We start from the raw sequence: 24,837 nt of genomic DNA on the forward strand, positions 1-24,837 counted from the left end.
TCAGCCGGCGACTACTCCGCAGCGTTCCAGCGCGCCCTCGAACGCCGCACCGAGTCCCGGGGCGGCGGCGACGACGAAACCGGCACCGTCCGGCGTGGTGGCCGTCCGCACGTGTGCGCCGGCCTCCGCAGCGATCAGCGCCGCGGCCGCCCAGTCCCACACGTGCACCCCCTCCTCGAAGTAGGCATCGAGGCGTCCCGCGGCCACCATGCACAGGTCCAGCGCGCAGGACCCGATGCGCCGAAGGTCCCGGACGTCGGGAAGAAGCTCGGCCACGACCCGGCCCTGCCGCATCCTGCGGTCACGGTCGTAGGCGAAGCCGGTACCCACCAGCGCCATCGACAGCTCGGCGGCCGCGCTGCACTGCAGCGCCGTCACGGCACCGTCGCGCACCACCCGCGCGCCGCCGCCCGTGGCCGCGGAGTAGACCGCCCCGGCGGCCACGTCGGCCACCGCACCGGCCACCGAGACTCCGTCGCGCTGCACCCCGACCGACACCGCGTAGGCCTCGATGCCGTACATGAAGTTCACGGTGCCGTCGATGGGGTCCAGCACCCAGGTGAGCCGACCAGCGCCTGCCGGGTCGCTCCCGGGGCCGGGCCCGCCTTCTTCCTCACCCAGGATCGCCTCTCCCGGACGCAGCTCGGCGAGCCGGTCCCGCAGCAATCGCTCGGTTTCGGTGTCGACGACGGTGACGGGGTCGGTGGGGGTGCTCTTGGCGCGCACCGCATCCTGCTGCCGGGCCGAGGAAGCCCCGGACCCGAAGACCTCGCTGCGGCGCCGGCGGACGTAGGCCGCCGCCTCGCCGGCGAGCTGCTCGGCCACTGATCTCAGCGTGGCGGGATCGTCGGGCCCGAGGTGCGTCGTCACGAAGCCATCGCAACACATCGGCCGACAGGACGGGAGACAGGCACCACCGCGCCACATGGCCACGTGCGAGCCGTTAATGTGTCAAGCGCCCCGGCTGCCCAGCAGCCCATCTGCGCAGAGGAGCTCGCATGACCGGCACCGAGTCCCCGGCCACCGGATCCCCCCGCCGCGGATTCGGGATCGACGTCGGCGGCAGCGGCGTCAAGGGCGGCATCGTCGACCTGGACTCCGGACAGTTGATCGGCGACCGGTTCAAGCTGGCGACACCCCAGCCCGCCACGCCCGACGCCGTCGCGAAAACGATCGCCGAGGTGGTCGCCCACTTCGGCTGGGACGGACCGCTCGGGGTGACGTATCCCGGCGTCGTCGCCGACGGCATCGTGTGGACGGCCGCCAACGTCGACAAGGGCTGGATCGGCCTCAACGCCAAAGAGGTCATCGGCGCCGCGTTGGACGGGCAGCAGGTCACCGTTCTCAACGACGCTGACGCCGCGGGACTCGCCGAGGAGAAGTTCGGTGCCGGCCGCGACAACACCGGCGTGATCGTGTTGCTGACGTTCGGCACGGGAATCGGATCGGCGGTGATCCACAACGGTGTGCTGCTGCCGAACACCGAGTTCGGCCACCTCGAGGTCGGCGGCAAGGAAGCCGAGCACCGCGCCGCCAGCTCGGTCAAGGAACGCAAGGACTGGAGCTACGAGCGCTGGACCGAGGAGGTCACGAAAGTGCTGGTGGCCATCGAGAATGCGATCTGGCCGGATCTGTTCATCGCCGGCGGCGGCATCAGCCGCAAGGCCGACAAATGGGTGCCGTTGCTGAAGAACCGCACCCCCGTGGTGGCCGCGGCGCTGCAGAACACCGCCGGCATCGTCGGAGCTGCGATGGCCGCCGACGTCGACGTCACCGCTACCGGACGGTAACCCCTGGTTTCCGGGCAAGCAGACGCGTCAAATTTGCCGCTGGGCGCGGCGAGGGCACACACAGTCGTTACAATGGTCGTCGGCGGCCGCCCACCCCGAGAGCGGCAAAGCATCCCGAGTTGAGATCGACGCCGACATCGACATAGCCGACACTCTTCGGTCGCGCCCCTGCGTGCGCCGAGAACCTCACGACCGAAAGGCTGTACGTGGCAGCGACAAAGGCGAGCACGGCCACCGACGAGCCGGTGAAGCGCACCGCCACCAAGACCACCGCCAAGAAGGCATCCCCCACCAAGTCGGCGAACGGGTCGGCACCGGCGAAGAAGGCGGCCAAGCGCGCCCCCGCAAAGAAAGCCGCAGCGAAGGGTGACACCCCGGCAGGCCGGGGCAAGAAGGCCACGGCCGCCGAGGGCGGTGTCGTCGACGACGAGCTGACCGGCTCGGAGGTCGACAGCGACGACGATCTCGACGCTGAGCCCGGCGAGGAACTGGAAGTCGACGAGGACCTCGACCTCGACGACATCGAGGTCGACGAGGACTCCGACGATTCGGACGACTCCGACGACGGTGAGGACTCCGACGACGGCGACGACGACACCGCCGAGGGTGTCACCGAGCCCGCGAAGAAAGCCGCGGCCAAGGTAGCGAAGCCCGATGAAGCCGCCGAGGACGACGAGATCGCCGAGCCCTCCGAGAAGGACAAGGCTTCCGGTGACTTCGTCTGGGACGAAGAGGAATCCGAGGCGCTGCGCCAGGCGCGCAAGGACGCCGAGCTGACTGCCTCGGCAGATTCCGTGCGTGCCTACCTCAAGCAGATCGGCAAGGTGGCGCTGCTCAACGCCGAGGAAGAGGTGGAGCTCGCCAAGCGCATCGAGGCCGGCCTGTACGCCACCCAGTTGATGGCCGAGCTCACCGACAAGGGTGAGAAGCTGCCGGCTGCCCAGCGCCGCGACATGATGTGGATCTGCCGTGACGGCGACCGGGCGAAGAACCACCTGCTCGAGGCCAACCTGCGGCTCGTGGTGTCGCTGGCCAAGCGCTACACCGGTCGCGGCATGGCGTTCCTGGATCTGATCCAGGAGGGCAACCTGGGTCTGATCCGCGCTGTCGAGAAGTTCGACTACACCAAGGGCTACAAGTTCTCGACGTATGCGACCTGGTGGATCCGTCAGGCGATCACCCGCGCGATGGCCGACCAGGCCCGCACCATCCGCATCCCCGTGCACATGGTGGAGGTCATCAACAAGCTGGGCCGAATCCAGCGCGAGTTGCTCCAGGACCTGGGCCGCGAGCCCACTCCGGAGGAACTGGCCAAGGAGATGGACATCACGCCGGAGAAGGTGCTGGAGATCCAGCAGTACGCGCGTGAGCCGATCTCGCTGGACCAGACCATCGGCGACGAAGGCGATTCGCAACTCGGTGACTTCATCGAGGACAGCGAAGCCGTCGTGGCCGTCGACGCGGTGTCCTTCACGCTGCTGCAGGATCAGCTGCAGTCAGTGCTGGAGACGCTGTCGGAGCGCGAAGCCGGCGTGGTGCGCCTGCGGTTCGGCCTGACCGACGGCCAGCCCCGCACCCTCGACGAGATCGGTCAGGTCTACGGCGTGACGCGGGAACGGATCCGCCAGATCGAATCGAAGACCATGTCGAAGTTGCGGCACCCGAGCCGTTCCCAGGTCCTGCGCGACTACCTGGACTAGAAGGGCGCGCCAGCGGAGCTGGAAGGTCGGCGCCCTTCGGGCTCGAAGTGCGCCGACCGCTGGGCCGACAGGCACCTCCCTACGCGCCGCGGCATGTCGGTGCTGCCTGCCGGCTCGCACGCCGATCGGTCGGGTCGCTTGCCGCGGCGATCCGCTCAGTGCCGGGTGCGCTTGCCGCGCCGATCCGCTCAGTGCCGGGTGCGCTTGCCGCGCCGATCCGCTCAGTCCTGGGAGTCACCGCCGGGCGCGCCCGCTCCGCCGGCGCCACCCACACCACCGGAGCCGCCCTTGCTGCCCGCGCCGGCGCTGCCCGACGATCCTGCGGACCCGGCCGAGCCGGTCACGCCGTCGCCCGACGCCCCGCCGACCCCGCCGTGGCCGCCTGCGCCGCCGGCCCCACCGCGTCCGGTCTCACCGGAGGCACCGTCGCGGCCTGCCGCTCCGGTCTCCGAACCACCGAGGCCGCCTTTTCCGCCGACACCGCCGGGGCCACCGTCCCCGCCGACGCCACCCGCGCCGCCCGATCCGCCGTCACCACCGTCGCCGCCGGTGACCGAACGGGTGCCGGCATCCGAGACGTCAGCACCACCGGATCCACCGGAGCCACCGTCACCGCCCACGGCGCCCGCACCGCCGGTACCGCCTGCGCCACCGACTCCACCCGAGCCGCCATCACCGCTGCGCGCGCCACCTCGACCGCCGTCACCGCCGTTGCCGCCGCCCATACCGATCGCACCGGCCGCTCCGGTGCCACCGGACCCACCGGTACCACCCGGTCCACCGAATGCCACCGTGCTGGACCCGACGTTCACCGCGCCGCCGGCCCCGCCGTCTCCGCCGCGAGCCCCGGTGCCACCGTCGCCGCCATCACCGCCGGCCCCTCCGAACACCGCGGTCGCCGGCGAAACACCTTGCGCAAGGCCGGCATTGCCGCCATCGCCGCCGACTCCTCCGCCGGCGCCGGTTCCACCCGCGCCGCCGGATCCGCTCAGGTTGAACGTGTGGGGTGCGCTGAACCATGGCGTGGTGCCCTGGCCCTGGCCGCCGGCGCCACCGGACTGGTTCGAGCCGACGGCGCCGTCGGCGCCCTGTCCGCCGTCACGGCCGAGCAAGGTGCCGTCCTGCACGGTGTTCGAATACGGCAGGCCAGTGGAGCCAAGGTAGTTCGGATTGCCGCTGCGGGCCTGTCCGGCGGCTGCCGGATTCATCCCGTCGAGCCCGGAACCACCCGCGCCTCCATTGCCTCCGTCACCGCCGTCGCCGTACAGCAGGCCGGCCGCGCCACCGGCTCCACCGTCGCCGCCCCGGATTCCCAGCGCGCCGTCGGCGCCGTGGCCGCCGTCACCACCGTCGCCGACCAGAGCCAGGAGTCCGGCGCTTCCGCCGTCTCCGCCGTTCTGGCCGGGAAACACGCCGTCTCCCCCGCGCCCGCCATTACCGCCAAAGAGTCCGCCGTTGCCACCTTTGCCACCGCGTGCGCCATTTCCGCCGTCGCCCCACAGCAGACCGCCCGCTCGGCCGTTGCACGCCACCCCCGCGCAGTCCTCAGCGGCGTCTTCGCCGTTGCCGATCAGCCAACCGCCCGGACCGATCATGGGCCGGGCGGCCGCCGAGTCGGCGGGGGTGAGGCGAGGGGCCTCGAGACGCTCCGAGCGGTGCGAACCTGCGCGGCCGAACCACCAAAGTTCTTCATCGACAGGAGAATTCGGGATCACCACGGAATCGAAGGAGGCGAGCGCGACCGCCCGTTCCACCGGGGTCGCCGCATTGGTGTGCACGCCGAACAGCAAACCGAAAGCGAGCATCGTCGCACCCCCGCCACCGACGGCGGCCGGCGTTGCCCGGCGGCGTCCCGGACGGCCGTTACCGCCCGCCTGACCGATGTTGCCCTGTCGATGAACCATGCGCAGGCCCCCGTCTGCTTGGGTACATGAATTAGCTGGAATCTAACATGGCAAATCAGCACAACAGTCAATAGGTAGACGGTGAGTTGTGGTGGCGGGCGGCCTGGGCCGGCGCCGTCAGCGTTTGCGCTCGCGCACCTTGTACGTCGACGGCCAGGATTCGCGGGTCTCGTCACCGACCAGCGGAACGCCCTTGCCGCCGATCCGGATGTCGTAGGCCTCCTTACCGGCGCCCACCTCGCGGTTGGCGTGTTCGGTCGCCAGATACATCAACTGGTCGATCTCGGCTTCGGCGAAGGCCACGAAGGTGGTCTTGCGGACGATCTCCTCGTCCGGCGGCACCATCCGGTCCGGCAGTAGCCGGGTCAGCAGTGCTGCGAGCCCCAGCAGGGTGAACGGCACCACCCAGTAGCAGACGAACGACAGAGGAGTGCGGGTATCGAGGATGGTGGCGTCGCCCTGGATCAGCGGCGGAACCGCCGAGGAGGCCGTCATGCCACCGAAAGCGGCGATCCAGATCCAGGTCAGCACCGCAGTGATCCGTTCGAAGGGCTCGCTCTCGATGACCTCCTTCGGCTGTCCCACTTCGGCGAATTCCCGCACGAACGGACGACCGATGAGTGCGCTGACCAACGCGACCAGGAAGATTCCGGCGTTGCTCAGGGGTTGCATCCAGCGCTCCAGGAACGCCTGGTCGAGCGTGAACGTCAGCCCCGCCAAGATCACGAACGTCACCACGGCGCCGACCTCGAGCGTGCGCCCCGGGGAATTGCTGACGCGGGCCACGACGAACGCCGCGATCGCCACCCCGAGCGCCACGAGCACGGCCGTGGCGAACGGCACGTTGCCGACGAGCACCCAGTACACGATCCACGGCGCAAATCCGAACAAGATCCCCACGGGCGGTCAGTGTATTGAGTCGTCGGCGCACGCGGCGATCCCCTCGGCACTCGCGCAGTGCCGCCGAGGACACGATCGTCGATGCCTCGCGCGGTTCCCGACGGCGAGCTAGCTGTACTGACCTGAGAGGTTAGGTACGCGGCTGGCTGGTGCTTGACCGCCGAGTGCTGTGTGGCCGCGGTGGTGATTATAGGTGTGCAACCAGCGCGGGTATTCGTCGCAGCGTTGCGCGTCGCTGGTGTAGAGCCGCGCATAGGCCCACTCGTCGGCCAGAGTGCGATGGAAGCGCTCCACCTTGCCGTTGGTCTGCGGCCGGTAGGGCCGAGTGCGACGATGCTCGATATCGCCGAGGGCATCGCGGAAGACGTGCGATCGATAACAGTTCCCGTTGTCGGTCAACACCTTTCGAACGGTGATGCCGCAATCGGTGAACCACGCGTTGGCACGCCGCCAGAAGCCGGCGGCGGTGTCCTTGCCCTCGTCGGCGAGTAATTCGGAGTAGGCCAGCCGCGAATGCGCGTCGATGGCGGTGTGGATGAAGTGGTAACCGCGGACCGGGTTGCCGTACTTGTTGGTCACCCCGCTGCTCTTGTCGGCCCTGGCGTTGCGGTTGCCCTTCGTACGGCCCACCATGCGCCAGCCGCCGCCGGCGGGGATCTTGCCGAGTTTCTTGACATCGACGTGCACCAGGTCGCCGCAGCCTGCGGACTCCATTCGGCGAACGACGCGTCCGGTCGCGCGGTCGAGCCAGCGCAGCTTGGCGATCCGGTAGCGGCTCAGCACCCGATGCACCGTTGAGGGATGAATCCCGAGCAGATAGCCGATACGGGCTGGCCCCCACCGCCGGGTGACGCGCACGCCAATGATGCGCCGCTCAGTGCGTGTAGGTGTGCGATTGGGGCTGTGGTGTGGGCGTGAGCTGCGGTCGGCCATCCCCGACTCACCCTGCTCGCGATAGCGGCCCGCCCACCGCGAGGCCGTGGACACCGACACCTGGAAACGTTCGGCAGCCCGACGCAAAGACCAGCCATCATCGACGACGCAACGAGCCAGCCGCAGGCGACCGGTTTCGGACAAAGGGGCATTACGGTGAGACACGAAGACCTCCGAAGTGAGTTGGTGCGTTCCTAGGCAGTTCGCACTTCACTCGGAGGTCTTCGTCTTGTCACCTCACCACGCCGTCACCAACGTCCGTGGTCAGTACAGCTAGCCGTGGGTCGCGCGCGTCGCGGGGAAGCTCCCGTCGGCGTCCGGCAGGTAAGGAGTGACGCTTATCACAGCCGCGACGGGCAGTGCGCCGTACAAATGCGGGAACACCATCTTTCCAGGGTCGCCCGGCACACCGGGTTCCCACCGGACCGGAGAGGAGAGGCGTGCGGCATCGATGCGAAGCAGCATCAGATCCGTGCGACCGGAGTACAGCCGGTTGGCCGGAAGGTGAACCTGCTCGGGCGTGGACAGATGAACAAACCCGACGGCGTCCAGCGAGTCGGGCCGGAGTTCTCCCGAGTGCTCGGCACTCCGCCAGTCGTCACGGGTGCACAAATGGACGAGGACGCCGACGTCAGGAACCACATCCAAGGCAATACCGCCCGCGACACACTGTCGCAACACAGAGACCGGTGAGACACGACACACCCGTAAACCCCCGGGGAACAAGGCCGGAACCGCAAGCGTCTGACAGAGTGGAAGCACGTAGCTACCCCCAATGGAGGTGCCATGACCGCAACGATCACCAGTCCCGAACTCACCAAGGCTGACCGCTGCGATCGGTGTGGCGCCGCAGCCCGAGTGCGGGCGAAGCTCCCTTCGGGGGCCGAACTGCTGTTCTGCCAGCACCACGCCAACGAACACGAGGCGAAGCTGGTCGAACTGGCAGCCGTGCTCGAGGTGAGCCCGCTGGAGCCCTAACGGGCCCATCAGTAATGCTGGACTGGTCATGAGTGACCAGTCGACGCGGCAGCGACCTTCGCGCCACCACATCCGGCACATCACCCGCCGAACGCTCGTCAAAAGCTGGGATGACTCGATCTTCTCGGAGTCGGCTCAGGCAGCGTTCTGGTGCGCGTTGTCGCTGCCGCCGCTGCTGTTGGGCATGCTGGGCAGCCTCGCCTACATCGCCCCGCTGTTCGGACCCGACACCTTGCCGGTGATCCAGGATCAGCTGATCAACACGGCCAGCCGGTTCTTCTCTCCCAACGTCACCAGCGAGATCATCGAGCCGACGGTGCGAGACATCGTCGCCGGGGCCCGTGGTGAGGTGGTCTCGTTGGGGTTCGTCATCTCGCTGTGGGCCGGCTCGTCCGCGATCTCGGCCTTCGTCGACTCGATCACCGAGGCCCATGACCAGACGCCGCTGCGCCACCCTGTCCGGCAGCGCTTCTACGCCCTCGGCCTGTACGTGATCATGCTGGTCGGGGTGATCGTCACAGCGCCGTTCATTGCGCTGGGCCCCCGCAAGATCGCCGAGTACATCCCCGACAGCTGGGACCACTTCCTGCGGTTCGGCTACTACCCGGTGCTGATCCTGACGTTCATCGTGGCGGTGAACGTGCTCTACCGCGTGTCGCTGCCGCGACCGCTGCCCTCGCACCGCCTGCTGTACGGATCGGTCCTGGCCACCGTGGTGTTCCTGCTGGCCACGGTGGGTCTGCGCATCTACCTGACCTGGATCACCAGCACCGGTTACACGTACGGAGCGCTGGCCACCCCCATCGCGTTCCTGTTGTTCGCGTTCTTCCTCGGCTTCGCGATCATGATCGGCGCCGAACTGAACGCGGCCATCGAGGAGGAATTCCCCGCTCCGCACACGCACGCCAAACGTGTGCGCCGCTGGATGGCCACCAAGGCCGACACCCTGACCGCGGCGCGGCGCCCCGCGCCGGTGCCCGCGGACGCGTTCCTGCCCGACGACACCGCCGGCGCGCTCACCGACGAACTCGGTCAGGGATCCGGCGCCGTCACCAAGCGGGACGCTACTTCTTGAGCTGCTCGTAGATCTTCTTGCAGTCAGGACATACCGGCGAGCCCGGCTTGGCCGACTTGGTCACCGGGAACACCTCGCCGCACAGGGCGACGACATGTGTGCCCATGACGGCACTTTCGGCGATCTTGTCCTTCTTGACGTAGTGGAAGAACTTCGGAGCGTCGTCGTCTGTCCCGTCGTCGACGCGTTCGTCGGTGTCGGTGCGCTCGATCGTCTGGGTCTGCATGCGCCCATTCTGCCTGGCCATGGAACGGTAAGAAATGCGACCGGCACACCGGGACCGATATGTGGAACAGTGGAGGCATGAAACACGGCCAAGAGCTGGGTTTCGATGACGATGGTCGTCCTGTTCTGATCACTCAGGCCGCCCCCGCCTACGAGGACCAGCACCGCCAGCGGGTACGCAAGTACCTCACGCTGATGTCCTTCCGAATTCCTGCGCTCATCCTTGCCGCTGTGGCCTACAGCGTCTGGCACAACGGGCTCATCTCGCTGGCCATCATCGTCGCCTCGATTCCCCTGCCGTGGATGGCAGTGTTGATCGCCAACGACCGGCCGCCCCGCCGCGCCGAGGAGCCGCGCCGCTACGACTCGCGCCGGCGCATCCCGCTGTTTCCCACTGCGGAGCGCCCGGCGATCGGCGGTGTGACCCCGGTGGCGCCGCAACATGGCTCCGACGGGTCCGACGGCGACGTTCCCCGCTGAGTCGGTTCTGGCGCGTTTCTCAGCGAATTTTCAGGTCGGCCTCCAATAACCGCAGATCAGAAGGTGTGAACCGGGCGAGGGGCGGGAACTCTTTGCCGGCATAGGGCGTTGTAGCTCATGAAAGTTCCACCCGATCAGGAGGCCGTTATGGCAAATGCCACCACCAGCCGCGTTGACCAGGATCTCGACGCCCAGAGCCCTGCCGCCGACCTCGTTCGGGTGTACTTGAACGGCATCGGCAAGACGGCACTGCTCAATGCGGCCGATGAGGTCGAACTGGCCAAGCGCATCGAAGCCGGTCTCTACGCACAGCATCTGCTCGACACCCGGAAACGGTTGGGTGAGAACCGCAAACGCGATCTCGCTGCAGTGGTGCGTGACGGTCAGGCGGCCCGGCGTCACCTGCTCGAGGCCAACCTGCGTCTGGTGGTGTCGCTGGCCAAGCGCTACACGGGTCGCGGGATGCCGCTGCTCGACCTGATCCAGGAGGGCAATCTCGGACTGATCCGCGCCATGGAGAAGTTCGACTACACCAAGGGATTCAAGTTCTCGACCTATGCCACGTGGTGGATCCGCCAGGCGATCACCCGCGGAATGGCCGATCAGAGCCGCACCATCCGGCTACCGGTTCATCTCGTCGAGCAGGTGAACAAGCTGGCCCGGATCAAGCGCGAGATGCATCAGCAGCTTGGTCGCGAAGCCAGCGACGAGGAGCTCGCGGCCGAGTCCGGCATCCCGGTGGAGAAGATCACCGACCTGCTCGAGCACAGCCGTGACCCGGTCAGCCTGGACATGCCTGTCGGCAGCGACGAGGAAGCGCCGCTGGGCGACTTCATCGAAGACTCCGAGGCGATGTCGGCCGAGAACGCGGTGATCTCCGAGCTCCTGCACACCGATATCCGCTACGTGCTGGCCACACTCGACGAACGCGAGCAGCAGGTGATCCGGCTGCGCTTCGGCCTCGACGACGGCCAGCCCCGCACCCTGGATCAAATCGGCAAGCTGTTCGGCCTGTCTCGGGAACGGGTCCGTCAGATCGAGCGCGAGGTGATGGCCAAGCTGCGGCACGGCGACCGTGCCGACCGGCTGCGTTCCTACGCGAGCTGATCGACTCAGCCCTCGGGCGAGTTGATCGGGCTGCGCCGATGGGCCGGCCAGGCCGGAACCGACAGAAGGCCCGCCGCACCGCGGCGGGCCTTCTGCGCGTCGACGACGCAGGGCGGTGTCGCCGCAGGGAGCAGCGTTTGTCGGGGCGGCAGACCGGTAGACTCACGCACAGACGGAGGGTGTGCGCATGAACGACCTGATCGATACCACCGAGATGTACCTTCGGACCATTTACGACCTCGAAGAAGAGGGCGTCATCCCACTGCGGGCGCGTATCGCCGAGCGTCTGGAACAGAGCGGCCCCACCGTGAGCCAGACAGTGTCACGGATGGAGCGGGACGGCTTGCTCCACGTAGCCGGTGACCGTCACCTCGAGCTCACCGAGAAAGGCCGGTCGCTGGCCATCGCGGTGATGCGCAAACACCGCCTTGCCGAACGTCTCCTCGTCGACGTCATCGGTCTGCCGTGGGAGGAAGTGCACGCCGAGGCATGCCGGTGGGAACACGTGATGAGCGAGGACGTCGAACGGCGCCTCGTCCAGGTGCTCAACAACCCGACCACCTCACCGTTCGGCAATCCCATCCCGGGCCTGTCCGAGCTCGGCTTCGGTGGCGATCTGCTCAACGAGACCTCGACGCTGGTGCGTTTGACCGAACTGCCCGCCGGCATGCCGGTGGCCGTCGTCGTGCGCCAGCTGACCGAGCACGTGCAGGGCGACACCGATCTCATCGCCCGGCTCAAGGACGCCGGCGTGGTGCCCAACGCCCGCGTCACGGTCGAGCTGAACGACCACGGCGGCGTCATGATCGTCATCCCGGGCCACGAGCAGGTCGAACTCCCCCACGAGATGGCCCACGCGGTCAAGGTCGAGAAGGTCTGACACCGTCCCGGGTCTACCCCGCGCGGCGGCCGAACAGCCGGCGCGGCGGAAGCGGGATACCGAGTTCGGCGGCAATGCGGTAACCGGTGCGCGCGAGATCGCGAATCTCTTCCGGCCGCATCCCCGACCGCAGCGCCTGGTCGAGCATGCCTGCCATGTTGTGCCCCGGCTCGCAGCTCAATGCGGCGTCCAGGGCGATGCCCGCCAGGGGACCGTCGCCGCGCGCATAGGCGGAGAAAGCCAGCAGCACAAGCGCTTCGGCCCGCCACGGGCCGGGTAGCCGTCGCGCGAGTTCCGCCCACAGGGATTCAGCCGGTCCGGCACCGTCGCCCACCGCCAGGGCGTAGAGCGTGTCACGGACCTGCGGATGAGTCAGCGACGTCCCCAACCGGACCAGGTCCTCGTCACTCAACGCCGACCCGGCGGCGACCTGCGCCGCGCTCGCCAAGGCGAACTCGATGCGGCTTCCGATGTCGCAACGCTCGACGCCGTCAGCCTTGTCGAGCAGTCGCGCCAGTCCGGCTGCGCGGTCGGGCTCGGTGGGCGCGACGACAGCCACCAGGTCGGCGCGCCGTGCGTAGAGCCGTCGCCCGTCCAGCACTGCGGCCAGCGCCAGCGGCGATGCGGTCGGATCCGCCACCCGCCCGGAACGGCCGCAGCCGTCTGCGCAGTACCACCGGCCGCCGGCATCGACCACGTCCACGACGTGCGCGGCGATCAGTTCGACGTGCCTTTCGGCGAGTTCCTCGGTGAGCAGTTGGGTCCACTCCCGATAGTCCTCGGCGCACATCCGGCAGCCGGCACCCTCGCCGTCGACGATGATCGCGACCGCAACGTCGGGCTCGGCAACAGCTGCCACCTCGGCGAGCTCGAACAGTGGTCCGGTGTCACCGTCGGGTAGGTCGATGCGTAGCACCGCGCCCATTTCGCCGTCGGCGGCGGTGACGAGTACCAGTGACTTCTCGGGCACGAAGCCCAACACCGCGGGCAGCGACGCGATCATGAGATCGGGATTGTCGAGGGGGCATCCGAAGCGTGATGTGGTGGCCATATGGCCAACCTGGCAACTGCTTCCGACGAACCGGCCGCGACAGCGACTTGCCGCGGCCGAACTGGGGATGAACACGCGATTGGGGATGAACCGCCGGCGCTGCCTGCGGGTGTTCACCAGTTGTTGACGTGCGCCGACATGCGAGGTGTCAGTAACCGGCGTAGACCTTACCCATGGCTTCGATGCTGGAGTACGACCTCGTCGTGATCGGTTCGGGACCGGGCGGACAGAAGGCCGCCATCGCCGCGGCCAAGCTCGGCAAGTCGGTGGCCGTGGTCGAACGCGGGCGGATGCTGGGCGGCGTCTGCGTCAACACCGGCACCATCCCGTCGAAGACTCTGCGCGAGGCCGTCGTCTACCTGACCGGGATGAACCAGCGTGAACTGTACGGGGCGAGCTACCGCGTCAAGGACAAGATCACCCCGGCGGACCTGCTGGCCCGCACCACGCACGTCATCGGCAAGGAAGTCGACGTCGTGCGCTCCCAGCTCATCCGCAACCGCATCGACCTGATCGAGGGGCACGGCCGGTTTCTCGACCCGCACACGGTGCTGGTCGAAGAACCTCACCGCGGGGAACGCACGACCGTCACAGCGCAGTACGTCGTCATCGCCACCGGCACCAAACCCGCCCGCCCGGCCGGGGTCGAGTTCGACGAGGAACGAGTCCTGGACTCCGACGGAATCCTCGATCTGAAGATCCTGCCGACCTCGATGGTGGTGGTCGGGGCCGGAGTGATCGGTATCGAGTACGCCTCGATGTTCGCGGCCCTGGGCACCAAGGTCACGGTGGTCGAGAAACGCACCAACATGCTCGAGTTCTGCGATCCCGAGATCATCGAGTCGCTGAAATTCCACCTGCGCGACCTCGCGGTCACGTTCCGGTTCGGCGAAGAGGTCACCGCGGTCGACGTCGGGGCCGCGGGCACCGTCACGACGCTGGCCAGCGGCAAGCAGATCCCCGCCGAGACCGTGATGTACTCCGCGGGGCGCCAGGGCCAGACCGACCACCTCGATCTGCCCAACGCGGGCCTCGAGGCCGACAACCGGGGCCGGGTGTTCGTCGACGACAACTTCCAGACCAAGGTCGACCACATCTATGCCGTCGGCGACGTCATCGGGTTCCCAGCCCTGGCTGCCACGTCGATGGACCAGGGCAGGCTCGCGGCCTACCACGCATTCGGCGAACCCTGCAAAGGCATGACCGAGCTACAGCCCATCGGCATCTACTCGATCCCCGAAGTCTCCTACGTCGGCGCCACCGAGGTCGAATTGACCAACAGCGCCATCCCCTACGAGGTCGGGGTGTCGCGATACCGTGAGCTGGCTCGCGGCCAGATCGCCGGAGACTCCTACGGGATGCTCAAGCTGCTGGTCTCGACCGAAGACCTCCGCCTGCTCGGTGTCCACATCTTCGGTACCAGCGCCACCGAGATGGTGCACATCGGCCAGGCGGTCATGGGCTGCGGCGGAACCGTCGAGTATCTCGTCGACGCGGTGTTCAACTATCCGACGTTCTCCGAGGCCTACAAGGTCGCCGCGCTGGACGTGATGAACAAGCTGCGCGCGCTGCACCAATTCCGCAGCTGACCCGAACCCTCGCACCTAGGTAGCGCCTGCGGCAGGAATGTCACATCGGCGTGTGCACGTTCGAACAAACAGGTGACATGGCGGGTACCCCCGTGGCGTGACCCACGACGTGCGAGACACTGGAGGGGCACGGTCGACCACGACAGACCACTGTCGCGATGACGTCGCGACGAGGAGGCGAGAAAGATGGCTGACAACGCACAAGACCATGGCCAGGAACCGGGTCAGCAGTATCAACCCGAGCAGACCGGCATGTACGAGCTCGAGTTCCCGGCCCCGCAGCTGTCCTCACCGGACGGTCGCGGACCGGTGCTGATCCATGCGCTCGAGGGGTTCTCCGACGCCGGCCATGCGATCCGGTTGTCCGCACAGCACCTCAAGGACACCCTGGACACCGAGCTGGTGGCCTCGTTCGCGATCGACGAGTTGCTCGACTACCGGTCCCGGCGCCCGCTGATGACGTTCAAGACCGACCACTTCACCGCCTACGAAGAGCCCGAGCTCAACCTGTATGCGTTGCACGACCGGGTCGGTACACCGTTTCTGCTGCTGACCGGCATGGAGCCCGACCTGAAGTGGGAGCGCTTCATCACCGCCGTGCGGCTGCTGTCGGAGCGGCTCGGGGTGCGCCGGGTGATCGGGCTGGGTTCGATCCCCATGGCGGTGCCGCACACGCGTCCGATGACCTTGACCGCACACTCCAACGACAAAGAACTCATCGCCGACCATCAGCCGTGGGTGGGCGAGGTGCAGGTGCCCGGCAGCGCGTCGAACCTGCTCGAGTTCCGGATGGCCCAGCACGGCCACGAAGTGGTGGGATTCACCGTCCACGTTCCGCACTATCTGGCCCAGACCGATTTTCCTGCCGCCGCCGAGACGTTGCTGTCAGAGGTTGCTCGAAGTGCCTCTCTGCAGATCCCGACCGATGCGCTCACCCGTGCCGCCGCCGAGGTGTTCGACAAGATCAACGAGCAGGTGGCAGCCAGTTCCGAGGTCGCCCAAGTGGTGGAGGCCCTGGAGCGCCAGTACGATGCGTTCGTTGCCGCTCAGGAGAACCGGTCTCTGCTGGCGCGCGACGAGGAATTGCCAAGCGGTGAGGAGATCGGCGCCGAGTTCGAGCGTTTCCTCGCCCAGCAGGCCGACGAGAGGTACCGGAAGGACAAGGACGACCCCCGCGACAACAGTTAGCGGATCACTCCTCGGACTTCGTGCCGCACGCCGGTCCCGACGATGAAGTGGGCGACATGACCGTGACGATCGGGTGCCACCGATGACCGAGCGCAAGCCGAACCTGCGCTCGGTGCGCGAGCTCACGCCGACGCTGCAGTTCCGCACCATTCACGGTTATCGCCGGGCTTTTCGGGTGGCCGGCTCGGGTCCGGCGATCCTGCTCATCCACGGCATCGGCGACAACTCGACGACGTGGAGCACGGTGCAGACCAAGCTTGCTCAACGGTTCACCGTGATCGCCCCCGACCTCCTCGGCCACGGCAGGTCCGACAAACCACGCGCCGACTACTCCGTGGCTGCCTACGCCAACGGCATGCGCGATCTGCTCAGTGTGCTGGACGTCGACAGCGTGACCGTGGTGGGGCACTCGCTCGGTGGCGGCGTCGCCATGCAGTTCGCTTACCAGTTTCCGCAGCTGGTGAACCGGCTGATCCTGGTGGGTGCCGGCGGAGTCACCAAAGATGTCAACCTCGCGCTGCGCGTCGCAGCGATGCCGATGGGTAGCGAGGCCCTGGCGCTGCTGCGGTTGCCGCTGGTGCTTCCCGCGCTGCAGGCCGTCGGACGCTGCAGTGGCGCTCTGTTGGGCTCCACCCGCGCGGGCAGGGACATCCACGAGGCCCTGCGCATTCTCTCCGATCTGCCCGAGCCCACCGCCTCGTCGGCGTTCGCGCGCACCCTGCGCGCCGTGGTCGACTGGCGCGGTCAGGTCGTCACCATGCTCGACCGCTGCTATCTGACGCAATCGGTTCCCGTGCAACTGATCTGGGGTAGTCACGACTCGGTGATCCCGGTCAGTCACGCCGAGATGGCGCACGCGGCGATGCCGGGGTCGCAGCTGGAGATCTTCCAGGGCTCCGGCCATTTCCCGTTCCACGATGATCCAGACCGATTCGTCGAGGTGGTCGAACAGTTCATCGACAGCACCGATCCCGCCGTCTACGACCAGGACTACCTGCGCGAGTTGTTGCGCGCCGGCATCAGCGAGACATCGATCTCGGGTTCGGTGGGAACCCGTGTCGCCGTGCTCGACGCCATGGGTGCCGACGAACGCAGCGCAACCTGACGTTACGCCGTGGTGCGGCCACGTAGAGTCGGCACCATGGCGATCGACGTGACAGTGCTGCGCGTGTTCACCGACGAAGACGGCAGATACGGGAATCTCCTCGGCGTGATCGACGCCGCCAGCGTCGAGCCCGCCGACCGGCAGCGGCTGGCCACCGAGTTGGGTTACAGCGAAACCATTTTCGTGACCATGCCGGCGGCAGGAACGCACACCACCCAGGCGCACATCCACACTCCGACGACCGAGCTGCCGTTCGCCGGACACCCGACCGTCGGCGCGGCGTGGTGGCTGCACCAACGCGGTACGCCGGTCAAGACATTGCAGGTGCCCGCCGGGATCGTGCAGATCGGTTACGAAGGCGAACTCGCGTCGGTCAGCGCCCGCGCGGAGTGGGCTCCCGCGTTCTCCATCTACGACTTCGCCACCGCCGACGAACTGTCGGCCGCCGATCCCGAGGACTACAGCGACGACGCCGAGCATTATCTGTGGACCTGGATCGACCGGGAAGCCGGGTCGATCAGATCGAGGATGTTCGCGCCCCGCCTCGGCATCACCGAGGACGAGGCCACCGGCGCTGCCGCAGTCCGCATGACTGAATATCTGAGCCGAGATCTCACCATCGTCCAGGGTCGAGGATCGGTCATCAAAACCACATGGACCCCAGAGGGGTGGGTCAAGGTGGCCGGCCGCGTCGTCGAGGACCACGTCCGTCAGATCGACTGACGGGCCCACCACAGTTGGGTCAGCCCGGCGCCGGGACCTTCCGATGCGCCCGCAGCGCCTGGATCTCCCGCTCGAAGTCCTCAGCCGAGGAGAACGAGCGATACACCGATGCGAACCTCAGGTAGGCCACTTCGTCCAGATCGCGCAGCGGGCCGAGGATCGCCAGGCCGACCTCGTTGCTGGGGACCTCCGGCGAACCCGTCGCGCGCACCGCGTCCTCGACCTGCTGGGCCAACAGGTTCAGGGCGTCGTCGTCGACCTGGCGGCCCTGACAGGCGCGCCGCACACCTCTGATGACCTTCTCGCGGCTGAACGGCTCGGTGACACCACTGCGCTTGACGACGGCGAGAACCGCTGTTTCGACCGTCGTGAATCGCCGCCCGCACTCCGGGCACGCACGGCGTCGCCGGATCGCCTGGCCCTCGTCAGCCTCACGCGAGTCGACCACCCGCGAATCAGGATGACGACAGAACGGACAGTGCATCACCGCTCCTTCGCCACACCGACGGACAACCACTTCGGACCCCATCGAGACTACCTGCGCCCGAGTTGGTCGGCCCGCCACCGGACCGGCGGTCATGCAGCGAGTACGAGCCGGCAGCGGCGCGTCACGGCGGCGCCAGGTGCCAGTCATGGCGAGTTCCCCCTCAACCGACCGGGGCGATGAGGGTCTGACCGGCGTCGACGGCAACCGACTCCAGCTCGTTCAATTGCCGGATACGGTCGACGACCTCCGACACCGGGGCGTCCGGCGACACTCGCTGGGCGATCTGCTGCAACGACTCCCCCGCCTGCACCTGCACCACTGCCAGCCGGCTCGGCGGAGCCTCGGCGGTCTCGCCCACGACGCCCCCGGCCTGGGCGACCAGGCCGAGCCACAGTGTGATCGCGCCGGCGACGACCGCCAACAGCACCGTGGTGAAGGGCGTGATGGGCCGCGGCCGATGCGAGGCCCGCGACAGCAGCACTCCGGTGCCCCGGTACCGCATCGCCGACCCGGCGGGGCGGCGCGTACGGTGCGCGGAGACCGCGCGTCGGCGCGGACGGAACGCACCCGGCACTTCACGGGGCGTGGCATGGCCGGCCGGTCGCCACGTCGCCTCGTACGCGGGCCCGGCCTCCAGACGGCTCCAGGTGTCGTACTCCGGGGTGATCGTCATCTTCACTGCCCTTCCCTCGCGGTTCGGATTCGCTCTTGTGTTCGAACGATAGTCGATCATGTGTTCGATGGATAGAACATGTGATCGAACCGTTGCGAACGCTAGGCCACCCCACCGACAAGTTCCGCGGGCCCGACACGCGTCGAACACATGTTTGATTCTGTCGCCGTGACGGTCTAGATTCGGGCACATGAGCGACGACAGCGACAGCACGGCCGGCACCGAGGCACCCCGTGACCGCGACACCAGCCTGACCGACCGTCAGCGCACCATCCTGGACGTGATCCGGACATCGGTGACCACCCGCGGCTATCCACCCAGCATCCGAGAGATCGGCGACGCGGTCGGGTTGACCTCCACCTCATCGGTGGCCCACCAGCTGCGCACCCTGGAGCGCAAGGGGTATCTGCGCCGCGATCCCAATCGCCCCCGCGCAGTGGACGTACGGGGTGCCGACGACGCGGCGACACCGGTCGTCACCACCGACGTGGCCGGTTCCGATTCGCTCCCGGAACCGACGTTCGTCCCGGTGCTGGGTCGCATCGCTGCCGGTGGCCCGATCCTGGCCGAGGAAGCCGTCGAGGACGTGTTCCCCCTGCCCCGGGAACTGGTCGGGGAAGGTTCGCTGTTCCTGCTCAAGGTGGTCGGCGAGTCGATGATCGACGCGGCCATCTGCGACGGCGACTGGGTGGTCGTCCGTCAGCAGAACGTCGCCGACAACGGCGACATCGTCGCGGCGATGATCGACGGTGAGGCCACGGTGAAGACCTTCAAACGAACCCGCGGCCAGGTGTGGCTGCTTCCGCACAACCCGGCGTTCGAGCCCATCCCGGGCAATGACGCCGCGGTCCTCGGCAAAGTCGTGACCGTCATCCGCAAGGTGTGACGAGGCGGACCTATCCGGCGCGCACGAAACCCATCGTGCGCGCCATCTCCTCACTGGCGAAATAGATTTCGGCGACCACGTCGCCGTACTCGGGGCTGTCAGGCACCCAGTACAGACCCGATCGGGTGTCTGCCTTCACCGGGTAGCCGCCCGGCACTTCGCGTGGATCATCGAGCCCCATGTGCAGCGCTGTTCCCAGGGGAGACGGCTCGTCGATGTCGATCCGCGCGTGCCGACCGGTATCGGTCAACGGATCACGCTCGAAGACGGGCCCCGGCGGGGGCACCTCGTCGGCGTAGAACTCGCGATCCGCCGCCGGTTCGGGGCCGCCCACGGCGTCCGCCTCGTAGCGCGCGTCGGCGTGGTTGACCGCGTCGGCGTGGTTGACCGCGTCTGCTTCGTCGCTCGCCTCGGGCTCGCCGATCGCGTCCCCCCCGGCGAAGTCGTCGTACTCGTCATCGAAGTCCTCGTCGTACTCGTCATCGAAATCGGACTCCGCCGCGACGGCAGGTGCGGGAACGTGTTCGTACGCGTCCGGCTCGTCAGGGGTCGCCACCTCGCCAGGCGGTGCAATCTCGTCGGGGGTGTGGATCATCGTCGGCGCAGTGTCGACGGCGTCGGGATCCTCCTGCTCGGCATCGTCGGGGCGCGCCGCCCCGGCGGTACTCCAGAAGCTCAGCGGGGTCGAGACATCGTGGGCGCTCTCCGACGACACGGGTGCCGCGGTCAGCGATCCCAACCCTTCGCGGGCGTACAGGTCGCCGAACAACTCGTCCTCGCCGCCGTACCCGTCGTCTCGCCGCTCACCGGCGGGCGCGGCCACATACCTGGCGTCGTCGTCCTCTTCGTCGGCGAATCCGGGCGAGTCGTCACGGCGGCGGTTCCGCATCACCGCGAAGGCCACCACCGCGACCAGTAGCAGGATCGGGACGATGGCCAGCAACCACCACCAGCTCCACCGGAATCCGGTGCCCTCGTCGGCGTCGGAGGCCTGCGGTGTCGCAGTGGCAGCGGGGGCTTCCTGGCCCGGCACCTCCAAGCCGGCCAACTGCGAGGCCAAGCTCGCCGGGTCGGTGCTGAACTGACCTGAGGCGGTGTTCCACGAGATGGATCCGTTGGCGAACCGCTGGGTGATGACGTCGCCGTCCTGGGTCTGATCGGCCACCGGGGCGCCCAGCTCCCCGGTCGCTCCGCCGAGTTCCTGCCACGCCGCGTTCAACGGGCCGCGCACGATCACAGCGCCGTAGTCGGGAGTCCAGAAGATGACCGGGTCGTCGTCGGCGGCGAATTGGCTCATCCGGCTTGCCGGCTCCAGCCCACCGTCCCTCTCGCTGGTCACCGGGAACCCGAGATCACCCTGCGGACCGCCCACACTCTCGTATTTCGCCAGGACCTGTCCGGTCACCACGTTCGCACCGGTCTCCGGGGTGTAGAAGATCTTGCCGTTGACGAAGTCCTGGCCCCAGCCGTCGTCGCCGATCTCGTAGGGCTCGCCCTGGGCCTCTCCCAGCGGGCCCAGCGGACCGCCGGCGGCGCGGCGCGCTGCGTTGATCGCCGAAACCGGGTCGTCGGGGACGGCCACATCGGTCAGTTGGTCGGCCAGCTCCGGCGGCTCGGTGGTGAAGGTCTTGGTGCTGGAGTCGTACGACAGCGCTCCGCTGGCGAAATCCTGACTGACCACTGATCCGTCGTAGGTGGCATCGTCGACGGGCACGCCCAGCGCACCGGTCGATCCACCCAGTTGGTCCCATGCGGCGTTGATGGGCCCCCGCACCACGCGGGCTCCGTGCTCGGGGGTCCAGAAGATCACCGGGTTGTCCGGCGCGCTGAACGTGCTGTTACGGCTGCCCGGAGCCAGCCCGGGCCCCTCGTCGATCGTGGGGAAGCCAAGGTCGCTGTCGGCGGCGCCGCCCAGCGACTCGTACTTCTCCAGAATGGCGCCCTGCATGTAGTGCGCCCCCGTCTGGGGGGTGAAGAACATGACACCGGAGACGAAGTTCTGCGCGAACCCGTCGCCGGCCGGGTAGACGCCGCCGGTTCTCGCTCCCAGCGGACCGGTATCACCACCGCTGGCCTGCCACGCCGCAGTGATGGCGCCATCGGCCTCGGCTTCGGGCTGGGCGGCGGCGACGGGTGCCAGCAGGAAGGCCGTAGCGACCCCCACCACCGCGATCGTCGCACGACCGAGCATTCGTAGGCGCACCAGCGGCTGCCGGCTCATTGATCCTCCCCGCGGTCGGCGACGGTGTCTCGAAGTCCTCGGTGCGTCCCTCGAGAAATTCTGAGAAAGTTACCGCGTCCGTTCACTGTGCGTCAGCAGACCCCGATAACCAAGCCACCTCGCCGGTCCAGCACAAGAATCTGCCGTGTTTCCGACCTGCTCAGACGCCGAGACTGCGGCCGATGATCTCCTTCATGATCTCGGTGGTGCCGCCGTAGATCGTCTGCACCCGCGCGTCCAGGAACGCGCGGGCGACGTCGTACTCGCGCATGTACCCGTATCCACCGTGCAGTTGCAGACACCGGTCGATCAGGTGAACCTGCTTTTCGGTGGAGTACCACTTGGCCATCGCGGCTTGCTCGACGGTGAGCTTCTCATCGAGGTGGAGCCGGATGAATTCGTCGACCATGATGCGCACGAGCGTGGCCTCGGTGGACAGTTCGGCCAGCAGGAAGCGGCTGTTCTGCTGGCTGCCGATGGGTTTGCCGAAGGCCTTGCGCTCCTTGGTGTACTGGAGCGTCTGGTCCAGCACGGCCTCCATTGCCGCCGCCGCCATGATCGCGATGCTGATGCGTTCCTGGGGCAGGTTCTGCATCAGGTAGATGAACCCCTGCCCTTCTTCGCCGAGGAGGTTCGCCGCGGGGACCCGCACATCGGTGAAGGACAGTTCCGCGGTGTCCTGGGCGTCCAGACCGATCTTGTCGAGTTTTCGGCCTCGCTCGAACCCCTCCATGCCGCGCTCCACAACCAACAGGGAGAAGCCCAGCGCGCCCTTCTCCGGGTCGGTCTGGGCGACGACGATGACGAGGTCGGAGTGAATCCCGTTCGTGATGAACGTTTTCGAACCGTTGAGGATGTAGTGATCGCCGTCCTTGACGGCGCGGGTCTTGATGCCCTGCAGATCGCTACCGGTGCCCGGCTCGGTCATCGCGATGGCGCTGATGAGTTCGCCGGTGCAGAACTTCGGCAGCCAGCGCTGTTTCTGCTCCTCGTTGGCCAGACGGATCAGGTAGGGCGCGGTGACGTCGTTGTGCAGGCTGAAGCCCAGGCCGCTGTAGCGGCCGGCCGTGACCTCTTCGGTGATGATGGTGTTGTAGCGGAAGTCGGGGTTGCCGCCGCCGCCGTACTCCTCGGGAACGGCCATACCGAGGAAACCTTGTTTGCCGGCTTCCAACCACACCCCCCGGTCGACGAGCTTTTCGGCCTCCCACTGCTCGTGGTACGGGGCGACATGCCGCTCGAGGAACGCGCGGAACGATTCTCGGAACAAATCGTGCTCGGGTTCGAACAGGGTGCGCTGATAAGCGATGACGGGGGCCGCCTTGTCGGTTCCCAGGCCCATGGTGATGTCCTCCATCGTCGGTACGGACGTTTGACAGACGTGTCTGTCAACGTACCCCATCCAACCGGATGGTTGGTCGAGCCCCGGCGTGCGTTCACAGGACCGTAAGTTCGGTCCGACGATCGAATTTCGCTGAGGCGACGCCACCGCGGGCCGGCGCAGAAGCGCCGACCCGCGGTGTGATGCGTCGAGCCAGGACGTCTACGAGGTGGCGGTCGCCGCCCGCGCCCCGGTGTTACGCGGCCGACGCCGACGGCCACCTCCGTTTCGGCGCGGACCGGACGTGCGCGGCGCACCGCCGGAGTTCTTCGCCGCAGGAGCGGGATTCGGCGCCGGGGCGCGTAGCGGCGCGATGTCGCCGACGAGCGCCTGCACCTGTGCGGACTCGGCCGTGACCTCCTGTGGACGCACCGAGATCCCGGCCTTGCGCAGTAGGTGCTGAGTGTCTCTGCGCTGCTCGGGCAGCACCACGGTGACGACGTCACCGTCGCTGCCGGCACGCGCGGTGCGCCCCGACCGGTGCAGATAGGCCTTGTGCTCCATCGGAGGGTCGACATGTACGACCAATTCCACGCCGTCGACGTGCACGCCGCGGGCCGCGATGTCGGTGGCCACCAGAACCCGTGCCGACCCGCTGCTGAACGCTGCCAGGTTGCGGTCGCGGGCGGGCTGGGAGAGGTTGCCGTGCAGATCCACCGACGGCACTCCCGATTCGGTGAGCTGCTTGGCGAGCTTGCGCGCCTGATGTTTGGTGCGCATGAACAGAATTCGGCGCCCGGTCCCCGAGGCCAGCAGGTGCACCAGCTCCTTCTTGGCCTGGACTCCCCCGACGTGGAAGACGTGGTGGGTCATGGCCGCCGGCGGAGCGCTGACCTCGTCGACCGAGTGCACCACGGGGTCGGAGAGGAAGCGTCGCACCAGCTTGTCGACGCCGTTGTCCAGCGTGGCCGAGAACAGCAGCCGCTGTCCGCCGGCCGGGGTGGCCGCCAGGATGCGGGTGACGCCGGGCAGGAAGCCGAGATCGGCCATGTGGTCGGCCTCGTCGAGCACGGTCGTCACGACGTCGTCGAGGCTGATCAGCTTCTGCCGCATCAGGTCCTCGAGGCGCCCCGGGCATGCCACGACGATGTCGGCGCCCGCGCGCAACGCAGCGACCTGCTTGTTCTGGGACACCCCGCCGAAGATGGTGGTGACGCTCAATCCGTTGGCCGAAGCCAAGGGCTGCAGCACAGCGGTGATCTGGGTGGCCAGTTCCCGGGTGGGGGCCAGCACCAGGCCGGTGGGCCGGTTCGGCCGGCTGCGGTGTTCGCTCAGCGCGGCCACCAGCGGTATCGAGAACGCCAGCGTTTTGCCGCTGCCGGTCTTACCGCGGCCGAGGACGTCACGGCCCGACAGTGAATCGGGCAGCGTTGCGGCCTGGATGGGAAACGGTGTGGTGATGTCGTTGGCGGCCAGCGCGCGCACCAGAGGTGCGGGCACGCCGAGATCTGCGAAGGTGTGGGTGGTCATGTGTGCCTTTCCGGCGTTCGGGCGGTGTGTGCCCGGCTGACCGCGACGAAGTTCGTCCAGCGGTAGTGCGCACACGGTGGCGAATGTCGCC

The 24,837-nt window shown here is 67.7% G+C and carries 25 protein-coding genes; 12 read left to right on the forward strand and 13 right to left on the reverse strand.

The features are described 5' to 3' along the window. Complete coding sequence (locus ACEWX3_RS17425) at positions 1-888, reverse strand: inositol monophosphatase family protein (RefSeq protein ID WP_207067196.1); 888 nt, start codon at positions 886-888, stop codon at positions 1-3. A gap of 110 nt (positions 889-998) precedes the next feature. On the opposite strand from ACEWX3_RS17425, the gene ppgK reads away from it, so the two are divergent. Continuing rightward, positions 999-1,790 (forward strand): polyphosphate--glucose phosphotransferase, encoded by a 792-nt coding sequence (gene ppgK / locus ACEWX3_RS17430; RefSeq protein WP_207067195.1) that lies wholly within the window; start codon positions 999-1,001, stop codon positions 1,788-1,790. 206 nt (positions 1,791-1,996) lie between these two features. Continuing rightward, positions 1,997-3,490 (forward strand): RNA polymerase sigma factor, encoded by a 1,494-nt coding sequence (locus tag ACEWX3_RS17435; protein WP_207067194.1) that lies wholly within the window; start codon positions 1,997-1,999, stop codon positions 3,488-3,490. Between the two features lie 221 nt (positions 3,491-3,711). On the opposite strand, the gene ACEWX3_RS17440 is transcribed toward ACEWX3_RS17435, so the two are convergent. The 4 genes from ACEWX3_RS17440 to ACEWX3_RS17455 form a co-directional block, all read right to left on the reverse strand. Further along, a complete protein-coding gene (locus ACEWX3_RS17440) occupies positions 3,712-5,295 on the reverse strand; it encodes a hypothetical protein (RefSeq protein ID WP_374157195.1) in 1,584 nt (527 codons plus the stop codon). A gap of 216 nt (positions 5,296-5,511) precedes the next feature. Beyond that, positions 5,512-6,294, reverse strand: coding sequence for a hypothetical protein (locus tag ACEWX3_RS17445; RefSeq protein ID WP_207067192.1), 783 nt, complete (start codon positions 6,292-6,294; stop codon positions 5,512-5,514). A 108-nt stretch (positions 6,295-6,402) separates the two neighbouring features. Then, positions 6,403-7,392 (reverse strand): IS481 family transposase, encoded by a 990-nt coding sequence (locus tag ACEWX3_RS17450; protein WP_099961896.1) that lies wholly within the window; start codon positions 7,390-7,392, stop codon positions 6,403-6,405. Positions 7,393-7,500: 108 nt separating this feature from the next. Continuing rightward, positions 7,501-7,875 (reverse strand): DUF952 domain-containing protein, encoded by a 375-nt coding sequence (locus ACEWX3_RS17455; RefSeq protein WP_374157196.1) that lies wholly within the window; start codon positions 7,873-7,875, stop codon positions 7,501-7,503. 138 nt (positions 7,876-8,013) lie between these two features. On the opposite strand from ACEWX3_RS17455, the gene ACEWX3_RS17460 reads away from it, so the two are divergent. Further along, entirely contained in the window at positions 8,014-8,205 is a 192-nt protein-coding gene (locus ACEWX3_RS17460) for a hypothetical protein (protein ID WP_152516826.1), read from the forward strand. Between the two features lie 28 nt (positions 8,206-8,233). Further along, complete coding sequence (locus ACEWX3_RS17465; RefSeq protein WP_207067191.1) at positions 8,234-9,280, forward strand: YihY/virulence factor BrkB family protein; 1,047 nt, start codon at positions 8,234-8,236, stop codon at positions 9,278-9,280. Here ACEWX3_RS17465 and ACEWX3_RS17470 read toward each other — a convergent pair. Next, positions 9,270-9,506, reverse strand: a complete 237-nt coding sequence (locus ACEWX3_RS17470; protein ID WP_152516824.1) for a DUF3039 domain-containing protein — start codon at positions 9,504-9,506, stop codon at positions 9,270-9,272. The genes ACEWX3_RS17465 and ACEWX3_RS17470 overlap by 11 nt on opposite strands. Positions 9,507-9,565: 59 nt before the next feature. Between ACEWX3_RS17470 and ACEWX3_RS17475 the strand changes: the two genes are divergently transcribed. Together ACEWX3_RS17475 and sigB are read left to right on the forward strand one after the other, a co-directional pair. Beyond that, complete coding sequence (locus ACEWX3_RS17475; protein WP_207067190.1) at positions 9,566-9,985, forward strand: DUF3099 domain-containing protein; 420 nt, start codon at positions 9,566-9,568, stop codon at positions 9,983-9,985. A 147-nt stretch (positions 9,986-10,132) separates the two neighbouring features. Further along, a complete protein-coding gene (sigB, locus tag ACEWX3_RS17480; RefSeq protein WP_152516822.1) occupies positions 10,133-11,092 on the forward strand; it encodes a sigma-70 family RNA polymerase sigma factor SigB in 960 nt (319 codons plus the stop codon). A gap of 5 nt (positions 11,093-11,097) precedes the next feature. Here sigB and ACEWX3_RS17485 read toward each other — a convergent pair whose 3' ends face one another. After that, on the reverse strand, positions 11,098-11,262 hold the full coding sequence (locus ACEWX3_RS17485) for a hypothetical protein (RefSeq protein WP_207067189.1): 165 nt from the start codon (positions 11,260-11,262) through the stop codon (positions 11,098-11,100). A gap of 17 nt (positions 11,263-11,279) precedes the next feature. On the opposite strand from ACEWX3_RS17485, the gene ACEWX3_RS17490 reads away from it, so the two are divergent. Then, positions 11,280-11,972: a metal-dependent transcriptional regulator gene (locus ACEWX3_RS17490; protein WP_152516821.1), complete on the forward strand. Its 693-nt coding sequence runs from the start codon at positions 11,280-11,282 to the stop codon at positions 11,970-11,972. A gap of 13 nt (positions 11,973-11,985) precedes the next feature. On the opposite strand, the gene ACEWX3_RS17495 is transcribed toward ACEWX3_RS17490, so the two are convergent. Continuing rightward, the gene (locus ACEWX3_RS17495; protein ID WP_221357226.1) at positions 11,986-13,023 is read right to left on the reverse strand and encodes a DUF4192 domain-containing protein; all 1,038 of its coding nucleotides are present in this window, start codon (positions 13,021-13,023) and stop codon (positions 11,986-11,988) included. 182 nt (positions 13,024-13,205) lie between these two features. On the opposite strand from ACEWX3_RS17495, the gene sthA reads away from it, so the two are divergent. The 4 genes from sthA (at position 13,206) to ACEWX3_RS17515 (ending at position 17,628) form a co-directional block, all read left to right on the forward strand. Continuing rightward, complete coding sequence (gene sthA, locus ACEWX3_RS17500; protein WP_207067229.1) at positions 13,206-14,612, forward strand: Si-specific NAD(P)(+) transhydrogenase; 1,407 nt, start codon at positions 13,206-13,208, stop codon at positions 14,610-14,612. A gap of 186 nt (positions 14,613-14,798) precedes the next feature. Next, entirely contained in the window at positions 14,799-15,800 is a 1,002-nt protein-coding gene (locus ACEWX3_RS17505; protein WP_163674462.1) for a proteasome assembly chaperone family protein, read from the forward strand. Positions 15,801-15,882: 82 nt separating this feature from the next. Continuing rightward, the gene (locus ACEWX3_RS17510; protein ID WP_207067187.1) at positions 15,883-16,905 is read left to right on the forward strand and encodes an alpha/beta fold hydrolase; all 1,023 of its coding nucleotides are present in this window, start codon (positions 15,883-15,885) and stop codon (positions 16,903-16,905) included. Between the two features lie 36 nt (positions 16,906-16,941). Then, the gene (locus ACEWX3_RS17515) at positions 16,942-17,628 is read left to right on the forward strand and encodes a PhzF family phenazine biosynthesis protein (protein WP_221357228.1); all 687 of its coding nucleotides are present in this window, start codon (positions 16,942-16,944) and stop codon (positions 17,626-17,628) included. Positions 17,629-17,647: 19 nt separating this feature from the next. Here ACEWX3_RS17515 and nrdR read toward each other — a convergent pair whose 3' ends face one another. Together nrdR and ACEWX3_RS17525 are read right to left on the reverse strand one after the other, a co-directional pair. Then, a complete protein-coding gene (gene nrdR / locus ACEWX3_RS17520) occupies positions 17,648-18,112 on the reverse strand; it encodes a transcriptional regulator NrdR (RefSeq protein ID WP_152516815.1) in 465 nt (154 codons plus the stop codon). 163 nt (positions 18,113-18,275) lie between these two features. Further along, positions 18,276-18,788, reverse strand: coding sequence for a LysM peptidoglycan-binding domain-containing protein (locus tag ACEWX3_RS17525; protein WP_207067185.1), 513 nt, complete (start codon positions 18,786-18,788; stop codon positions 18,276-18,278). Between the two features lie 190 nt (positions 18,789-18,978). Between ACEWX3_RS17525 and lexA the strand changes: the two genes are divergently transcribed. Continuing rightward, positions 18,979-19,674 (forward strand): transcriptional repressor LexA, encoded by a 696-nt coding sequence (lexA, locus tag ACEWX3_RS17530; RefSeq protein ID WP_207069448.1) that lies wholly within the window; start codon positions 18,979-18,981, stop codon positions 19,672-19,674. A gap of 10 nt (positions 19,675-19,684) precedes the next feature. Here the strand turns inward: lexA and ACEWX3_RS17535 are convergent, their stop codons facing one another. From ACEWX3_RS17535 to ACEWX3_RS17545, 3 genes are all read right to left on the reverse strand, one after another. After that, positions 19,685-21,895, reverse strand: a complete 2,211-nt coding sequence (locus tag ACEWX3_RS17535; RefSeq protein ID WP_374157197.1) for a hypothetical protein — start codon at positions 21,893-21,895, stop codon at positions 19,685-19,687. A gap of 160 nt (positions 21,896-22,055) precedes the next feature. Further along, positions 22,056-23,237 (reverse strand): acyl-CoA dehydrogenase family protein, encoded by a 1,182-nt coding sequence (locus ACEWX3_RS17540; RefSeq protein ID WP_207069450.1) that lies wholly within the window; start codon positions 23,235-23,237, stop codon positions 22,056-22,058. A 201-nt stretch (positions 23,238-23,438) separates the two neighbouring features. Continuing rightward, positions 23,439-24,746, reverse strand: a complete 1,308-nt coding sequence (locus tag ACEWX3_RS17545) for a DEAD/DEAH box helicase (protein ID WP_207069446.1) — start codon at positions 24,744-24,746, stop codon at positions 23,439-23,441. Positions 24,747-24,837: the final 91 nt, after the last annotated feature.

This window comes from Mycobacterium sp. G7A2, from assembly GCF_041902445.1.
In the GTDB taxonomy this organism is placed as follows: Bacteria; Actinomycetota; Actinomycetes; order Mycobacteriales; family Mycobacteriaceae; genus Mycobacterium.

Bases quoted from the DNA above. Each gene is read 5' to 3' on its own strand.
- ACEWX3_RS17425 (WP_207067196.1), bottom strand. From the start codon at position 888: ATGTGTTGCGATGGCTTCGTGACGACGCACCTCGGGCCCGACGATCCC.
- ppgK (WP_207067195.1), top strand. From the start codon at position 999: ATGACCGGCACCGAGTCCCCGGCCACCGGATCCCCCCGCCGCGGATTC.
- ACEWX3_RS17440 (WP_374157195.1), bottom strand. From the start codon at position 5,295: ATGCTCGCTTTCGGTTTGCTGTTCGGCGTGCACACCAATGCGGCGACC.
- ACEWX3_RS17460 (WP_152516826.1), top strand. From the start codon at position 8,014: ATGACCGCAACGATCACCAGTCCCGAACTCACCAAGGCTGACCGCTGC.
- ACEWX3_RS17465 (WP_207067191.1), top strand. From the start codon at position 8,234: ATGAGTGACCAGTCGACGCGGCAGCGACCTTCGCGCCACCACATCCGG.
- ACEWX3_RS17470 (WP_152516824.1), bottom strand. From the start codon at position 9,506: ATGCAGACCCAGACGATCGAGCGCACCGACACCGACGAACGCGTCGAC.
- ACEWX3_RS17475 (WP_207067190.1), top strand. From the start codon at position 9,566: ATGTGGAACAGTGGAGGCATGAAACACGGCCAAGAGCTGGGTTTCGAT.
- sigB (WP_152516822.1), top strand. From the start codon at position 10,133: ATGGCAAATGCCACCACCAGCCGCGTTGACCAGGATCTCGACGCCCAG.
- ACEWX3_RS17490 (WP_152516821.1), top strand. From the start codon at position 11,280: ATGAACGACCTGATCGATACCACCGAGATGTACCTTCGGACCATTTAC.
- ACEWX3_RS17495 (WP_221357226.1), bottom strand. From the start codon at position 13,023: ATGGCCACCACATCACGCTTCGGATGCCCCCTCGACAATCCCGATCTC.
- sthA (WP_207067229.1), top strand. From the start codon at position 13,206: ATGCTGGAGTACGACCTCGTCGTGATCGGTTCGGGACCGGGCGGACAG.
- ACEWX3_RS17505 (WP_163674462.1), top strand. From the start codon at position 14,799: ATGGCTGACAACGCACAAGACCATGGCCAGGAACCGGGTCAGCAGTAT.
- ACEWX3_RS17510 (WP_207067187.1), top strand. From the start codon at position 15,883: ATGACCGAGCGCAAGCCGAACCTGCGCTCGGTGCGCGAGCTCACGCCG.
- ACEWX3_RS17515 (WP_221357228.1), top strand. From the start codon at position 16,942: ATGGCGATCGACGTGACAGTGCTGCGCGTGTTCACCGACGAAGACGGC.
- nrdR (WP_152516815.1), bottom strand. From the start codon at position 18,112: ATGCACTGTCCGTTCTGTCGTCATCCTGATTCGCGGGTGGTCGACTCG.
- ACEWX3_RS17525 (WP_207067185.1), bottom strand. From the start codon at position 18,788: ATGACGATCACCCCGGAGTACGACACCTGGAGCCGTCTGGAGGCCGGG.
- lexA (WP_207069448.1), top strand. From the start codon at position 18,979: ATGAGCGACGACAGCGACAGCACGGCCGGCACCGAGGCACCCCGTGAC.
- ACEWX3_RS17535 (WP_374157197.1), bottom strand. From the start codon at position 21,895: ATGAGCCGGCAGCCGCTGGTGCGCCTACGAATGCTCGGTCGTGCGACG.
- ACEWX3_RS17540 (WP_207069450.1), bottom strand. From the start codon at position 23,237: ATGGGCCTGGGAACCGACAAGGCGGCCCCCGTCATCGCTTATCAGCGC.
- ACEWX3_RS17545 (WP_207069446.1), bottom strand. From the start codon at position 24,746: ATGACCACCCACACCTTCGCAGATCTCGGCGTGCCCGCACCTCTGGTG.